This is a genomic window from Streptomyces sp. NPDC001843 (assembly GCF_042891955.1).
GTDB lineage: Bacteria > Actinomycetota > Actinomycetes > Streptomycetales > Streptomycetaceae > Streptomyces.
On sequence record NZ_JBIATQ010000010.1, the window covers coordinates 339260 to 355132 of the forward strand.

Annotated in this window: 10 protein-coding genes; 8 read left to right on the forward strand and 2 right to left on the reverse strand. The window is 71.2% G+C overall.

Going from position 1 to position 15873, the window contains the following annotated elements; genetic code table 11:
- Nucleotides 1–53: 53 nt before the first annotated feature.
- Together ACFYZQ_RS25960 and ACFYZQ_RS25965 are read left to right on the forward strand one after the other, a co-directional pair.
- Nucleotides 54–3095 (forward strand): AAA family ATPase, encoded by a 3042-nt coding sequence (locus ACFYZQ_RS25960; RefSeq protein ID WP_389152132.1) that lies wholly within the window; start codon nt 54–56, stop codon nt 3093–3095.
- A 40-nt stretch (nt 3096–3135) separates the two neighbouring features.
- The gene (locus tag ACFYZQ_RS25965) at nt 3136–3339 is read left to right on the forward strand and encodes a DUF6191 domain-containing protein (RefSeq protein WP_389152135.1); all 204 of its coding nucleotides are present in this window, start codon (nt 3136–3138) and stop codon (nt 3337–3339) included.
- Between the two features lie 11 nt (nt 3340–3350).
- Here ACFYZQ_RS25965 and ACFYZQ_RS25970 read toward each other — a convergent pair whose 3' ends face one another.
- Both ACFYZQ_RS25970 and ACFYZQ_RS25975 read right to left on the reverse strand, forming a co-directional pair.
- Nucleotides 3351–4499, reverse strand: a complete 1149-nt coding sequence (locus ACFYZQ_RS25970) for a PQQ-dependent sugar dehydrogenase (protein ID WP_389152138.1) — start codon at nt 4497–4499, stop codon at nt 3351–3353.
- A 136-nt stretch (nt 4500–4635) separates the two neighbouring features.
- Nucleotides 4636–5634: an aldo/keto reductase gene (locus tag ACFYZQ_RS25975; protein WP_389152141.1), complete on the reverse strand. Its 999-nt coding sequence runs from the start codon at nt 5632–5634 to the stop codon at nt 4636–4638.
- Nucleotides 5635–5709: 75 nt separating this feature from the next.
- On the opposite strand from ACFYZQ_RS25975, the gene ACFYZQ_RS25980 reads away from it, so the two are divergent.
- The 6 genes from ACFYZQ_RS25980 to serA all read left to right on the forward strand — a co-directional run bounded on the left by ACFYZQ_RS25980 (nt 5710) and on the right by serA (nt 15719).
- Complete coding sequence (locus ACFYZQ_RS25980) at nt 5710–6675, forward strand: 2-hydroxyacid dehydrogenase (protein WP_389152145.1); 966 nt, start codon at nt 5710–5712, stop codon at nt 6673–6675.
- 354 nt (nt 6676–7029) lie between these two features.
- Nucleotides 7030–10077, forward strand: a complete 3048-nt coding sequence (locus tag ACFYZQ_RS25985) for a putative bifunctional diguanylate cyclase/phosphodiesterase (RefSeq protein ID WP_389152147.1) — start codon at nt 7030–7032, stop codon at nt 10075–10077.
- A 255-nt stretch (nt 10078–10332) separates the two neighbouring features.
- Nucleotides 10333–12201: an acetolactate synthase large subunit gene (locus ACFYZQ_RS25990; protein WP_389152150.1), complete on the forward strand. Its 1869-nt coding sequence runs from the start codon at nt 10333–10335 to the stop codon at nt 12199–12201.
- Between the two features lie 29 nt (nt 12202–12230).
- The gene (gene ilvN / locus ACFYZQ_RS25995) at nt 12231–12755 is read left to right on the forward strand and encodes an acetolactate synthase small subunit (protein WP_389152153.1); all 525 of its coding nucleotides are present in this window, start codon (nt 12231–12233) and stop codon (nt 12753–12755) included.
- 119 nt (nt 12756–12874) lie between these two features.
- Complete coding sequence (gene ilvC / locus ACFYZQ_RS26000) at nt 12875–13873, forward strand: ketol-acid reductoisomerase (RefSeq protein WP_389152156.1); 999 nt, start codon at nt 12875–12877, stop codon at nt 13871–13873.
- 256 nt (nt 13874–14129) lie between these two features.
- Nucleotides 14130–15719, forward strand: a complete 1590-nt coding sequence (serA, locus tag ACFYZQ_RS26005) for a phosphoglycerate dehydrogenase (RefSeq protein WP_389152159.1) — start codon at nt 14130–14132, stop codon at nt 15717–15719.
- The last annotated feature ends 154 nt before the right edge of the window (nt 15720–15873 follow it).

A 15873-nucleotide genomic window follows, 5' to 3' on the forward strand; every position in this document is an offset into this window, starting at 1 on the left:
CGAACGTTCCGGCGCTGTGGAAAACCCGGCCCGCGCCGTCCGGGCCCCATGCGATGCTCGGGCCCGTGGAGACCAGATCCGTCAGTCCCGTGTTCGTCGGCCGCACCGGCGAACTGGGCGTCCTGAACGACGCGCTCGCCCGTGCCGCCGCGGGGGAGCCGCAGGCCTTGGTGATCGGCGGCGAGGCAGGCGTCGGCAAGACACGGCTCGTCGAGGAGTTCGCCACCGCGGCCGGCCGCCAGGACGCGGTCGTCGCGCTGGGCGGCTGTGTGGAGATCGGTGCCGACGGACTGCCCTTCGCCCCCTTTTCCACCGCCCTGCGCGCCCTGCGCCAGGCACTCCCCGACGAACTGGCCGCCGCGGCTGCCGGCCAGGAGGAGGAACTGGCCCGGCTGCTGCCCGAGCTGGGCGAGGCCACCTCCAGCCGGCACGACGAACAGGGCATGGCCCGGCTCTTCGAACTCACCGTCCGGCTCCTGGAACGCATCGCGGCCGAACGCACCGTCGTCCTCGCCCTCGAGGACCTGCACTGGGCCGACGCCTCCACCCGCCACCTCCTCGCCTATCTCTTCCGCACCCTGCGCGCCGGCCGCCTCGTCGTCCTCGCCACCTACCGGTCCGACGACATCCACCGCCGGCACCCCCTGCGGCCCCTGCTCGCCGAACTCGACCGGCTGCGCACCGTCCGCCGGCTCGAACTCGCCCGCTTCACCCGCGACGAGGTCGGCCGCCAGATCGCCGGCATCCTCGCCACCGAACCCGACCCGGCCCAGGTCGACGAGATCTTCGAACGCTCCGACGGCAACGCCTTCTTCGTCGAGGAGCTCGCCGTCGCCGCCTGCGATGACTGCTGCACGGGCCTCACCGACACCCTGCGCGACCTGCTCCTGGTCCGGGTCGAGAAACTGCCCGAACCCGCCCAGCGGGTCTCCCGGATCGTCGCCGAAGGCGGCTCCACCGTCGAGTACCGGCTGCTCGCCGCCGTCGCCCGGCTCCCCGAGGACGACCTGATCGAGGCACTGCGCGCCGCCGTCAACGCCAACATCCTCAGCGCCGCGCCCACCGGTGACGGTTACCGTTTCCGCCACTCCCTCGTCCGCGAGGCCGTCGCCGACGACCTGCTGCCCGGCGAACGCTCCCGCCTCAACCGCCGCTACGCCGAGGCACTTCAGGCCGACCCGACACTCGTCCCCGCCGACGAACGCGTGATGCGCCTGGCCAGCTACTGGTACCACGCCCACGACGCCGCCAAGGCCCTGCCCGCCGTCCTGGACGCCTCGGTCGTCGCCCGCCGCCGGTACGCCTACAGCGAGCAGTTGCGTCTGCTGGAGAGGGCGATGGAGCTGTGGGACACCACCCCCGAGGACGTGCGGAGCGCCCTGCGCGTACGCGACCACACCGCCGCCTACGTGCCCTGCGGCTGCGACCCGGCCACCACACCCCTGCGCTACCTCGACCTCATGGCGGAGGCGGCCGTCGCGGGCCGTTTCTGCGGGGAACGGGAACGCGCCATGAAGATCGCCAAGCGGGCACTGCGGCTGCTGGAGGACGAGGACGACCCTCTGCGCGCCGCCTGGTTCTGGGTGCAGCGCTCCCGGCTGGTGCAGGCCCAGGCCCGCGGCGACGGCTGGCAGGAACTGGCCACCGCGCAGGAACTGGTCCGCGGGCTGCCGCCATCGGAGGTGCACGCCGAGGTCCTCGCCTACGTCGCCAACTGGTCCATGCTGCACGAGCCCGGACCCGACGCCCTCGCCGCCGCCGAACGGGCCGTGCGGTACGCGCGGATGGTCGGCGCCCGGGAGACCGAGCTGCACGCACGCCTCACCCTCGGCGGCCTCATGGTCGACGCGGGCGACACCGAAGCCGGGCTGGCGGAGATGCGCCACGTACTGGAGCAGGCGCTCCAGGAGGGCGAGCACGTCGCGGCCCGCGCGTACGTGAACCTGCCCAGCGAACTGCACTCGGTCGGCCGCGCCGAGGAAGCCGTGCCGATCCTCCGGGATGGAATCGCCTTCACCCGCAGGTTCGGCCTGCTGGAGGACGAGGCGTGGGCGTGGGGCAACCTCTCGGACTCGCTGTTCGTGCTCGGACACTGGGGAGAAGCCTCCGACGCCGCGACGAAGGCACTCACCGTGGGGCACAGTGCCAAGCCGGAGAGCGCGGGAGCCCTGCGCCTCGCCCACCTCGCGCTGGGCCGGGGAGACGTCGCCGAGGCCGGCCGTCAGCTGGCCACCGCCCGCGCCCACCACGGCATCCACGACCCCATGCCCCAGCAGTGGCTGCCCGCGGCCCGCATCGCCATCGGCGTCGCCGCCGCGGAGGGCCGGCTGCTCGACGCCCGCGCCGAACTGCTGCACGCCCTGGAGTCCGGCTTCCCGCCCGGCACGCAACGCTATGCCTGGCCCCTGCTGCTGGCCGCCGCCATCGCCGAGGCCGACGCCCGAACTCTGCCTGCCGCGGCGGAGGGCCGCGCCGATCTCCTCGACCGTCTCTCCGAGGCCGTCCGGAAGCTCACCACCGGCGTGCCCGTCTGGCGGGCGTACGAGAAGTGGACCCGCGCCGAGCTGCTGCGCGCCACCGGCGAGGACATCGCGGAGACCTGGTCGGAGGTGGTCACCGCCTTCGAGTGCCTTCAGCGCCCCTACGACCTCGCCCGTGTCCGGTTCCGGCTCGCCCAAGCCCTGCTGTCCGAGGGCGGCGACCACGAGCGCGACCGCGCCGCGGAACTGCTCCGCCTCGCCGGGGCCGTCGCCGACCACCTGGGTGCCCGTCCGCTCACCGAGGCCGTCGCCCTGCTCGCCCAGCGCGCCCGTCTCACCCCGGCCCGGACTCCACGGCAGGAACTCGGCGCCGCCGACCCGGTCGCGGCGCTCGGCCTCACCAGCCGCGAGCGGGACGTCCTGCGCCTGGTGTCGGCCGGCCGCAGCAATCGCCAGATAGCCGAGGAGCTGTTCATATCCCCGAAGACGGCGAGCGTCCACGTCTCGAACATCCTGGGCAAGCTCGGTGTCTCGGGCCGGGGCGAGGCGGCGGCGCTGGCGCACCGGCAGGGGCTGTTTCCGGCTGAAACGCCCACGTCCCGATCAGCGGGGTGAGGCATACGCTGTAGGGGACGTCGGCCGAGGGAGGCAGCGCGTGTTCAACGTCTTCGAGGAACTGTTCGCGCCCGGCCGCAAACACACCCGCGACGAGCAGAACCGGTTGGAGCTGACCCGGGAGGACGTCGGCGACGGCGACCCGGGACGCGGGCCGATAGATCTCGTCTCCGGAAAGGTCGTCGTACGGCTGCCGCAGCAACCCGAGGAGAGTCCCCCGGGGACCGAGCGTGCCGCGGGCTGAGAACCTCGGCCCTACTTCACCCGCAGCTCCAGGATCCGGTCGTCCCCGCTCCTCGGGTCGCCTCGGCCGTCCGTGTTGCTGGTGACCAGCCACAGCTTGCCGCCGCCCGCCGCCACCACCGTGCGGAGCCGGCCGTACTTGCCGGTGAGGAAAGCCTGCGGGTCCGCCGAGGCCTTCGTGCCGTTCAGCGGAATGCGCCACAGGCGCTGCCCCTTCAGGCCGGCCATCCAGATGACGCCGTCCACGTAGGCGATGCCGCTGGGGGAGGCGTCGTCGGTGTGCCACTGGGCGATCGGGTCGCGGAACCGGGAGTCGTCCGACCTGCCCTCGGCGTCCGGCCACCCGTAGTTGCCGCCGGGGCTGATCGCGTTCAGCTCGTCCCAGGTGTCCTGGCCGAACTCCGAAGCGAACAGCCGCTGTTTGTCGTCCCAGGCCAGCCCCTGCACATTGCGGTGGCCGTAGCTGTACACCGGGGAGTCCGGGAAGGGGTTGCCGGGCGCCGGCTCGCCCTCCGGGGTCAGCCGCAGGATCTTGCCGCCCAGCGACTTCCTGTCCTGGGCCAGGCCCCGCCGTCCGCTCTCGCCCGTGCCGGCGTAGAGCATTCCGTCAGGCCCGAAGGCGATCCGGCCGCCGTTGTGGATGTAGCCCTTGGGGATGCCCTTGAAGATCGTGTCGGGGGCGCCGAGCTGTTCGCCGGCGGGCTTGTGCCCGTCGTACAGCACCCGGACGATGCGGTTGTCCGAGGCCGAGGTGAAGTAGGCGTAGATCATGTGGTCCGAGGCGTAGCCGGGGGAGAGGGCGATGCCGAGGAGGCCGCCCTCCCCGGCCGGGGAGACCCCGGATACCTTGCCCAGCTCGGTCTTGCGGCCCGTCTTCCCGTCGACGCGGCTGATCGTCCCGTCGTCCCGGGAGGAGACGAGCAGACCGCCGTCCGGCAGCGGGGCCAGGCCCCACGGGCTCTTCAAACCCTCGGTGACCGTGCGCAGCACCTCCACCGTGCCCTTGGCGGGCGGCGTCCGCCCGTCCGCCGGCGTCGACGGGGACGCACCGGAGGGCGTGCCCACCGCGGTCGTACTCCCGCCCCCGTCCGGCGCCGACCCCCCGCCCGAGGAGCAGCCCACCGCCAGCAGGAGCGTGGCCGCGGCCAACACGGCCGTCACAGCTCGACGTTGCACGATCTTGGTCCCTTCCGCGGCGGTCCCGGCGGCACCTTCACTCTCTCTCACACACCGCCACTCTCTCTCACCCGCACCGCCCGCGCGTCCCGGGTTCCCGATCCGCCGCGGAAACCGACGGTCAGTCCCACGAGCCCTGGGCCGGGGGCAGTCCCGCGATCTCCGCCAGGTCCTCCGGCGTCAGACGGAGCCCGGCCGCGGTGGCGTTCTCGGCCACCCAGCGCTCCCGCTTGGTACCCGGGACCGGGACGACGTGGCGGCCCTGCGCCAGGACCCACGCGAGGGCCACCTGTGCGGGGGTCACCTCCTCGCCGTGCCGGCGGGCGATACGGCGCAGGCCCACCACGACCGGCTGGTTGGCGGCCATCATCTCGGCAGTGAAGCGGGGATGGCGGGCGCGGAGGTCGTCCCGCTCGAAGCCCTCGCCCGGGGTCAGCGTGCCGGTCAGGTAACCGTTGCCCAGGGGCATCGCGGCCAGGAAACCGATGCCCCGGGCCTGGCACCAGGGCAGCAGCCCGTCCAGTGCCTCCGGCGACCACACCGACAGTTCGGCCTGCACCGCGCTCACCGGGAACACCTGCTGCACCCGCTCCAGCTGGCGCAGCGTGGCGTCGTGCAGCCGCCTGCCGGCTCGGCGGCCGGCGCGCGCACCCACGGCGCACAGGCCCAACGCCCGTACCTTTCCGGCCCGGACGAGCTCCGCCATCGCGCCCCACGTCTCCTCGACCGGCACCTCCGGGTCGGCGCGGTGGAGCTGGTACAGGTCGATCACGTCCGTCTGCAGACGGCGCAGCGACGCGTCGCAGGCCCGCTTCACGTACCCGGGACGCCCGTTGGCCACGATGTGCTGCTCACCGACCAGCAGGCCGACCTTGGTCGACACGAAGGCGTCCCCGCGGCGCTCCTTGAGCACCCGGCCCAGCAACAGCTCGTTGGTGAAGGGCCCGTACATGTCGGCCGTGTCGAGCAGTGTCGAGCCCATGTCCAGGGCCCGGTGCACGGCCCTGACCGACTCCTCGCCCCGCTGCCGCGATCCGCCGTACCCCCAGCTCATCGGCATGCACCCGAGTCCGACGGCCCCCACCGCGAGCGCCCCCGCGCCGATCGTCCTGCGCTCCACCTGCCGTGATCCTCCCTCTGACCGGCCCCCAACCTAACCTCTGCGCTCCGGCAGGCCTGACATAGCCTCGGGACCATGACTGCTGACGTGTGGCTTCCCATCCCGCCGGACGAGATCGAGGGGCTCCCCGAGGGGCTGAACTACCTGTTCTGGGACGGCGGTGAGGAGGGAGACCAGGAGTTCCCCGGTGACCCCGCGGAATGCGCCGTGTACGTGGTGCCGTACATGAAGCGCTGGTCGGTCAAGGTGCGCCCGCTGGAGCACCTGCGCCACGTCCAGGTCATCCAGACGCTCACCGCGGGAGTCGACGACATCACCGCCCGGCTGTCGTCCATCGTGCCGGGCGTGCGGCTGTGCAACGCCCGCGGCGTGCACGAGGCCAGCACCGCCGAGCTCGCGCTCACGCTGATCCTCGCATCGCTGCGCGGGATCCCCGACTTCGTCCGGGCACAAGAGCAGGGGCTCTGGCAGAGCGGGTTCCGTCCGGCCCTCGCCGACAAGAACGTCCTCATCGTCGGCTACGGAGCCATCGGCGCGGCCATCGAGGACCGGCTCGCGCCGTTCGAGCTCGCGCGGGTGGCGCGCGTCGCGCGCTCAAGTCGCACCACGGCGCGCGGTCCGGTGCACCCGCTCACCGAACTGCCCTCCCTGCTCCCCGAAGCCGACGTCGTAGTCCTTTCCACGCCCTTGACAGAGGCCACCCTGGGCCTGGTCGACGCCGATTTCCTGGCCCTGATGAAGGACGGAGCCCTCCTGGTCAACGTGGCCCGCGGGCCCGTCGTCGACACCAAGGCGCTGCTCACGGAGCTGGACAGCGGACGGATCACCGCCGCCCTGGACGTCACCGACCCGGAGCCGCTGCCCCCGGCGCATCCCCTGTGGCGTGCGCCGGGCGTACTGATCAGCCCGCATGTGGGCGGTCCCACCTCGGCGTTCCTGCCGCGCGCCCAGCGGCTGCTGGCGGACCAGTTGCGCCGTTTCGTGAACCGGGAGCCGCTGCGCAACGTGATCCTCACGACGGGCTCCTCGGCAGGGGCGTAACCCCGTTCGCGTACCCTCCGCGACCCCGTGGGCGCGGTGCGTACGCGTGTTGCCGTAGATCGTCACGGAGCGTAGAGAAGCTATGTCCCTGAGTGACGAGACTGGTGTATCGTCCCCGACAGGGGCTGCGCCGCGGACCGTTCGGCGCCGGGGATGGACATTTCAGAATTTGTGAGGGGGGCGACGGGCGATGCACGGCCTATGGACGAACGATCCGACGCGGCGGAGCCGCCGACGGCGACCCTGGCGCAAGGCCACGCGCAGGCGCGGCCACCACACCGACCACCACCAGACCCATCACGATCACATCAGCCACCACCGCACCAGCCACCACCCGCGGAAGGGGAGGGCCCGGTGAGCCCCCCGCCGGTCACGACCCTCGACGGACCGCCGCGTACGCAGCGCCCGTCGGGGACGCTGCTGCCCCGGCCGCCGGCCTCCGGCGACGGCCCGCGCATGGTCCACCAACTGGTGCTGGCCCTGGTGTGCGCGGGATACGCCGTCGGTTCCGCGTTCGACTGGGGCTCGAACACGGTCGCGCTGGTCATGGGCGACTTCGGGCTGACCGCGGCGGCGGGCGCCGCCGCCGTCTCCTGCTTCCTCTACGCCCGCAGCCCACGGGTCCGCTTCCGGCCGGCCTGGCTGCTGTTCGCCCTGTCATCGGCGATGGCGGCCCTGGGCAACGCGGTCTGGGGATGGTACGAGGTCGTGCTGGACCAGCCCGTGCCCAGTCCCAGCTACGCCGACCTGTTCTTCCTCTGCTTCGCGCCGCCCGCCATCGTGGGCCTGCTGGTGCTCGCCAAACGCCCGGCAAACAAGGCGGGCTGGATCTGTCTGGCGCTGGACGCCTGGCTGATCGGCGGCTCCCTGCTCACCCTGTCGTGGAGCCTCGCGCTCGCCCAGGCCGCCCGGTTCGACGGACCGAGCGTGGCGCACGCCGCGCTGTCGCTGGCGTACCCCCTGCTCGACATCGCCCTCGTCAGCATGGTGCTCGCGACGCACTTCAGGCGCGCACCGGGCAACCGGACCGCGGTGAACACCGCGATCGGCGCCCTCGCCCTGACCGTGATGTGCGACGCCCTGTTCACCTCACCGCTGCTGCACAGCAGCTACCACTCGGGCCAACTGCTCGACGCGGGCTGGTTCGCCGGCTCGCTGCTCCTGGCCTACGCCCCCTGGGCCGCTCCCCGGCGCCAGGGTCCGCAGAACGCCGAGAGAGACCGGCGCGGCGCGGACGGGCACACCCGCGTGATCCACGAACACGTGCCCGGTCAGCGCGGCGGCGACCACCCCGTGGCGCCGGCGTCCGCACCCGAGCCCGCGCCGGGGGTCGATCACAGCCGGTACCCGGCGGGCCCGCCCCTCACCGGGTCCCTGGCCGCACTCACGCCGTACCTGGCCGCGGCCGTCTGCACGCTGGGCATCCTGTACAACGTCCTCGACGGCCGCAGCCCCGACCACGTGGTGCTCATCACCGCCGGCTGCGTGGTGCTCGCACTCGTCGTGCGCCAGGGCATCATGCTGCTCGACAACATCACCCTCACCCACGAACTGGCCTACCAGGAGAACCACTTCCGCTCCCTGGTGCAGGGCTCCAGCGACGTCATCATGATCGCCGCGCCCAACGGCATCCTCCGGTACGTCTCCCCGGCCGCCGCCGGGGTCTACGGACGGCACGCCGAGGAACTGGTGGGTACGGAACTGGCCAATCTCATCCACCCGGAAGACCTGGGCTGCGTGGTGCACGAGGTGCGCCGCTTCCTCGCCGCCAGCCCGCTCGAGGAACCCACCACCCGCATCGAGTGCCGGTTCCGCTCCGGTGACGGCGGCTGGCTGAACGTCGAGTCCACCGTCAACCGCCACCACGGCGGCCTCATCTTCAACAGCCGGGACGTCACCGAAAGAGTGCGGCTGCAGGCGCAGTTGCAGCACAACGCCGAACACGACCCGCTCACCGACCTGCCCAACCGCTCCCTGTTCACCAAGCGCGTGCAGCAGGCCCTGTCCGGCCGCCGCGCCTCCGACCGGGGCGACCGGCTGCGCGGTACGGCGGTCCTCTTCATCGACCTGGACGGATTCAAGGCCGTCAACGACACGATCGGCCACCAGGCGGGGGACGAACTGCTCGTCCAGGCCGCCCGCAGACTCCAGGACGCGGTTCGGCAGGGAGACACCGCCTCCCGGCTGGGCGGCGACGAGTTCGCGGCCCTGATCGTCGGGGACGGCACCCGCGACCGTGCCGCCCGGGAACGGAACATCCTGGAGCTCGCCGACCGCCTCAGGGTGACCCTCTCCCAGCCGTACCTGATCGACGGCAACGATGTCCGCGTCAACGCCTCCATCGGTGTCGCCTTCGCCGAACCCGGCCTCGGAGCAGGCGAGTTGCTGCGCAACGCCGACCTCGCGATGTACCGGGCCAAGTCGGCCGGGAAGGGCCGCGTCGAGCTGTACAAACCCCAGATGCAGCAGGACGTCGTACGCAAGGCGGAGCTGGCCACGCGGCTGCGTGCCGCACTGCACGACGGCGAGTTCGCCCTGCTGCACCAGCCGGTGGTGTGCCTGGAGAACGGCCGGATCACCTCGGTCTCCGCGCAGGCACGCTGGCGCTCCTCCCAGGGGGTGCTCTTCACCCCGGCGGAGTTCCTGCGGGTGGCCGAGGACAGCGACAAGACCTCCGAACTCGAACGCTGGGTCCTCGAGGAGGCCGTGGGTCAGGCCGCCGAGCGGGCCGCGAACGGCCTCAACGTGCCCGTGTCCGTCCGGATGAGCGCCCGGCGGCTGCTGGACCGCTCCATGCCGCTCGGCTCCGTGGAAGCCCTCCTGACCCGCCACGGGCTGCCGTCCGGATCCCTGGTCCTCGAACTGTCCGACACCGACCCCAGGATCGGCCTGGACGAGCTGGAGCGGCGCTTGACCGCGCTCAGCCGGCTCGGTGTCCGGATCGCGCTGGACGGCTTCGGCAGCGGCTACGCGGCGATCACGGCACTGCGCAGACTCCCCGTCGACGTGCTGAAGCTCGACCGCAGCCTGGTCGAGGGCGTCGTGGAGTCGGCACGGCTGCACAAGATCACAAGTGGCCTGCTGCGCATCGCCACCGACCTCGGTATGCAGTCCGTGGCCGAGGGCGTGGACCTGCCCGAGCAGGTGGGAGCGCTGCGCTCGATGGGCTGCACGCACGCCATGGGCACGGCCTTCTCCGGGCCACTGGACGAGTACCGGCTGCGCAGAGCGCTCGGATCCGGCCATTATCCGGTGCCCCACGCGACGGCCGAACCCGCGCCGATCTTCGCGGGCGGTTCCGCAGGGGTGTACACCAGTGGTGTCACCGGTGGAGTCTCCGCCGTCTTCGGAGGCAGCAATGCACTGCGCTCACATAATGAGACGCCCGTCCCACCCACTTGACACATGGTGCGCGTCAGAGGGAGGGTCTGTGCCATGCGCACCCGAATTCTCGTACTTGGACAGCGCGTCGGCTGAGCTGGGACCCACCGGAGGACGATCCGGAAAGCCCAGCGACCCTCACCGGCGCGCTCCCCTCGCTTGCCTTCCGGCACGAGGGGTTTTTTGTTGCACCAGCACCTGTCGTACAGCAGCCGTACACCGCACGAACCTCGCACAAACCCTCGCAAAAACCTCAGCATCGAGAAGAGAATGCCGATGACCGAGCAGGCCACCGGGGCCCACCATCCGCAGCCGCGGCCCCGTTCCGGAGGACAGCAGTCCGCGCCCGTCGAGCACGTCACGGGTGCGCAGTCCCTCATCCGCTCTCTCGAGGAGGTCGGGGCCGAGACGGTATTCGGTATCCCCGGCGGCGCGATCCTTCCGGCGTACGACCCGCTGATGGACTCCACCAGGGTGCGCCACGTCCTGGTCCGGCACGAGCAGGGCGCCGGCCACGCAGCCACCGGTTACGCGCAGGCCACCGGCAAGGTCGGCGTCTGCATGGCGACCTCGGGCCCGGGTGCGACGAACCTCGTCACTCCGATCGCCGACGCGCACATGGACTCGGTGCCGCTCGTGGCGATCACCGGCCAGGTGGCATCCAAGGCGATCGGCACGGACGCCTTCCAGGAAGCGGACATCGTCGGCATCACCATGCCGATCACCAAGCACAACTTCCTGGTCACCAAGGCCGAGGACATCCCGCGGACGATCGCCGAGGCCTTCCACATCGCCTCCACCGGCCGGCCCGGCCCGGTCCTGGTCGACATCGCCAAGGACGCACTCCAGGCGAAGACCACCTTCCAGTGGCCGCCCGCCACCGACCTGCCCGGCTACCGCCCGGTCACCAAGCCGCACGCCAAGCAGATCCGCGAGGCCGCCAAGCTGATCACCGCGGCCAAGCGGCCCGTCCTCTACGTCGGCGGCGGTGTCCTCAAGGCCCACGCCACCGCCGAGCTCAAGGTCCTCGCCGAGCTCACCGGAGCGCCCGTCACCACCACCCTGATGGCGCTCGGCGCGTTTCCCGACAGCCACCCGCAGCACGTGGGAATGCCGGGCATGCACGGTTCCGTCACCGCCGTCACCGCGCTGCAGAAGGCCGACCTGCTCGTCGCTCTCGGCGCCCGCTTCGACGACCGCGTCACCGGCAAGCTGGACAGCTTCGCCCCGTACGCCAAGATCGTCCACGCCGACATCGACCCCGCCGAGATCGGCAAGAACCGCGCCGCCGACGTGCCGATCGTCGGGGACGCCCGCGAGGTCATCGCCGACCTGATCCAGGCGGTGCAGAAGGAACACAGCGAGGGCACGCAGGGCGAGGCCGCGAAGTCCCGGTACGCGGCCTGGTGGAAGGACCTCAACCGCTGGCGCGAGACCTACCCGCTCGGCTACGACCAGCCCGAGGACGGCTCCCTGTCCCCGCAGCAGGTCATCGAGCGCATCGGGCAGCTCGCGCCGGAGGGCACGATCTTCGCGGCGGGCGTCGGTCAGCACCAGATGTGGGCCGCCCACTTCATCCAGTACGACAAGCCCGCCACCTGGCTGAACTCCGGCGGCGCGGGCACGATGGGCTACGCGGTCCCGGCCGCCATGGGCGCCAAGGCCGGACAGCCCGACCGGGCCGTGTGGGCCATCGACGGCGACGGCTGCTTCCAGATGACCAATCAGGAGCTCACCACCTGCGCGCTGAACAACATCCCGATCAAGGTCGCCATCATCAACAACGGTGCCCTCGGGATGGTCCGCCAGTGGCAGACCCTGTTCTACAACCAGCGGTACTCCAACACCGTGCTGCACTCCGGCCCGGGCGACGACCCCAAGGGCCCGAGCGCCGGCACCCGCGTCCCCGACTTCGTGAAACTGTCAGAGGCCATGGGCTGCCACGCGATCCGCTGCGAGTCCCCGGACGAGCTCGACAAGGTCATCGAAGAGGCGAACTCCATCAACGACCGCCCGGTCGTCGTCGACTTCATCGTCCACGAGGACGCGATGGTGTGGCCGATGGTCGCCGCCGGCACCTCCAATGACGAGATCATGGCCGCCCGGGACGTCCGCCCCGACTTCGGCGACAACGAAGACGACTGAGCCAGGCAGAGCGAAGAGGAAGACCAGACATGTCCAAGCACACGCTCTCCGTCCTGGTGGAGAACACGCCCGGCATCCTCGCCCGGATCGCCGCGCTGTTCTCCCGCCGCGGCTTCAACATCGACTCGCTCGCCGTCGGCGTCACCGAGCACCCCGACATCTCCCGCATCACCATCGTGGTGCAGGTCGAGGACCTGCCGCTGGAGCAGGTGACCAAGCAGCTCAACAAGCTGGTCAACGTGCTGAAGATCGTCGAGCTGGAGCCCGGCCAGGCGGTCCAGCGCGAACTCGTCCTCGTGAAGGTGCGCGCCGACAACGAGACGCGCTCCCAGATCGTCGAGATCGTCCAGCTCTTCCGCGCCAAGACCGTCGACGTCTCGCCGGACGCCGTGACGATCGAGGCCACCGGCAGCAGCGACAAACTGACCGCCATGCTCAAGATGCTGGAACCGTTCGGCATCAAGGAGCTGGTCCAGTCCGGCACCATCGCGATCGGTCGCGGCGCACGTTCGATCACGGACCGGTCGCTGCGTGCCCTCGACCGGTCGGCGTAAGGACGCGTTCGGGCGGCCGGGTGACACCGGCCGCCCGTATCGCGAGACCCCGAAACTCCCCTGCGACCCGCCGTCATACGGTGGGACACACACCCTGTACACCAAGGAGAGAACCCAAAGTGGCCGAGCTGTTCTACGACGCTGACGCCGACCTGTCCATCATCCAGGGCCGCAAGGTCGCGGTCATCGGATACGGCAGCCAGGGCCACGCCCACGCCCTGTCGCTGCGCGACTCGGGTGTCGACGTCCGCGTCGGTCTGCACGAGGGCTCCAAGTCCAAGGCCAAGGCCGAGGAGCAGGGTCTGCGCGTGGTGACGCCGTCCGAGGCCGCCGCCGAGGCCGACGTCATCATGATCCTGGTCCCGGACCCCATCCAGTCCCAGGTCTACGAAGAGCACATCGCCCCGAACCTGAACGACGGCGACGCGCTGTTCTTCGGCCACGGCTTCAACATCCGCTTCGGCTTCATCAAGCCCCCGGCCGGCGTGGACGTCTGCATGGTCGCCCCGAAGGGCCCGGGCCACCTGGTGCGCCGCCAGTACGAGGAGGGCCGCGGCGTTCCCTGCATCGCCGCCGTCGAGCAGGACGCCTCGGGCAACGCCTTCGCGCTCGCCCTGTCGTACGCCAAGGGCATCGGCGGCACCCGCGCCGGCGTCATCAAGACGACCTTCACCGAGGAGACCGAGACCGACCTGTTCGGCGAGCAGGCCGTGCTCTGCGGTGGCACCGCGGCGCTGGTCAAGGCGGGCTTCGAGACGCTGACCGAGGCCGGCTACCAGCCGGAGATCGCCTACTTCGAGTGCCTGCACGAGCTGAAGCTGATCGTCGACCTCATGTACGAGGGCGGCCTGGAGAAGATGCGCTGGTCCATCTCCGAGACCGCCGAGTGGGGCGACTACGTCACCGGTCCGCGCATCATCACCGACGCCACCAAGGCCGAGATGAAGCAGGTCCTCGCCGAGATCCAGGACGGCTCCTTCGCCCAGAACTGGATGGACGAGTACCACGGCGGTCTGAAGAAGTACAACGAGTACAAGCAGCAGGACTCCGAGCACCTGCTGGAGACCACCGGCAAGCAGCTCCGCAAGCTGATGAGCTGGGTGAACGAGGAGGCGTAGGCTTCCAGCAAGGCCCCAGGGGCCGGAGCAGGGCTGCTCCGGCCCCCCTGGCCATTCCGTCCTGCCACGGACGGGTGATCCTCTCGCAGAGGCGTGAGACGCTCCATGTCCCGCCACTACACTGCTGCACAACACGCGTCAGGCCCACAGCGTCGTGCGTCTTCCGCGGCTAAGCGACCCCGGGAAGGGTGCCGCTCCCCTCCACCGCCAGCGGCCGTCGGGACGGCCGTCCGCATTGGACTAGTGAGGACCTCACGTGAGCTCGAAACCCGTCGTACTCATCGCTGAAGAGCTTTCGCCCGCTACCGTCGACGCTCTCGGCCCGGACTTCGAGATCCGGCACTGCAACGGCGCCGACCGGGCCGAACTGCTGCCCGCCATCGCCGACGTGGACGCGATCCTGATCCGCTCCGCCACGAAGGTCGACGCCGAGGCGATCGCCGCCGCGAACAAGCTGAAGGTCGTCGCACGAGCCGGCGTCGGCCTGGACAACGTGGACGTCTCCGCCGCCACCAAGGCCGGCGTGATGGTCGTCAACGCCCCCACCTCCAACATCGTGACCGCCGCCGAGCTGGCCTGCGGTCTCCTCGTCGCCACCGCCCGCCACATCCCGCAGGCCAACGCCGCGCTGAAGAACGGCGAGTGGAAGCGCAGCAAGTACACGGGCGTGGAACTCGCCGAGAAGACCCTCGGTGTCGTCGGCCTCGGCCGCATCGGCGCGCTCGTCGCGCAGCGCATGTCCGCCTTCGGGATGAAGGTCGTCGCCTACGACCCCTACATCCAGCCCGCCCGGGCCGCGCAGATGGGCGTCAAGGTGCTGTCGCTGGACGAGCTGCTCGAGGTCTCGGACTTCATCACCGTGCACCTGCCCAAGACGCCCGAGACGCTCGGCCTGATCGGCGAGGAGGCGCTGCGCAAGGTCAAGCCGTCCGTGCGGATCGTCAACGCCGCGCGCGGCGGCATCGTCGACGAGGAGGCGCTGTACTCCGCCCTCAAGGAGGGCCGCGTCGCCGGTGCCGGCCTGGACGTGTACGCCAAGGAGCCGTGCACCGACTCCCCGCTGTTCCAGTTCGACCAGGTCGTGTGCACCCCGCACCTCGGCGCGTCGACGGACGAGGCGCAGGAGAAGGCGGGTATCGCCGTTGCCAAGTCGGTGCGCCTCGCCCTCGCCGGTGAGCTGGTGCCTGACGCGGTGAACGTCCAGGGCGGTGTCATCGCCGAGGACGTCAAGCCGGGCCTGCCGCTCGCCGAGCGTCTCGGCCGGATCTTCACCGCGCTCGCGGGCGAGGTCGCGGTCCGTCTCGACGTCGAGGTGTACGGCGAGATCACCCAGCACGACGTGAAGGTGCTGGAGCTGTCCGCGCTCAAGGGCGTCTTCGAGGACGTCGTCGACGAGACCGTGTCGTACGTCAACGCCCCGCTGTTCGCGCAGGAGCGCGGTGTCGAGGTACGCCTGACCACGAGCTCCGAGGCGGCGGACCACCGCAACGTCGTCACCGTGCGCGGCACGCTCGCGGACGGCGAGGAGGTCTCGGTCTCCGGCACGCTGGCCGGCCCGAAGCACCTGCAGAAGCTCGTCGCGGTCGGGGACTACGACGTCGACCTCGCGCTCGCCGACCATATGGTCGTCCTGCGGTACGAGGACCGGCCGGGTGTCGTCGGCACCGTCGGCCGCATCGTCGGCGAGGCGGGTATCAACATCGCCGGTATGCAGGTCGCCCGTGCCGCGGCCGGCGGCGAGGCGCTGGCCGTGCTGACCGTCGACGACACGGTGGACTCCGCGGTTCTGGCCGAGGTCGCGGAGGAGATCGGCGCCACGTCGGCGCGCTCCGTGAACCTCGTCTGACCCTGGTAGGACGACAGCAGTACGAAAGCGCCGGGGGGGGGGGGGGCGCCCCCCCCCCCCCCCTTTTTTTTTTCCCCCGCTTTGGTTTGGGGCGCCCCGGGGCCGGGGGGGGGGGGGCGGGCACCACCCCCCCACGGGAGGCCCCCCGGGCACC

Coding starts and splice junctions, on each gene's coding strand:
- ACFYZQ_RS25990 (WP_389152150.1), top strand. CDS start 10,333: ATGACCGAGCAGGCCACCGGGGCCCACCATCCGCAGCCGCGGCCCCGT.
- ilvN (WP_389152153.1), top strand. CDS start 12,231: ATGTCCAAGCACACGCTCTCCGTCCTGGTGGAGAACACGCCCGGCATC.
- ACFYZQ_RS25960 (WP_389152132.1), top strand. CDS start 54: ATGCTCGGGCCCGTGGAGACCAGATCCGTCAGTCCCGTGTTCGTCGGC.
- ACFYZQ_RS25980 (WP_389152145.1), top strand. CDS start 5,710: ATGACTGCTGACGTGTGGCTTCCCATCCCGCCGGACGAGATCGAGGGG.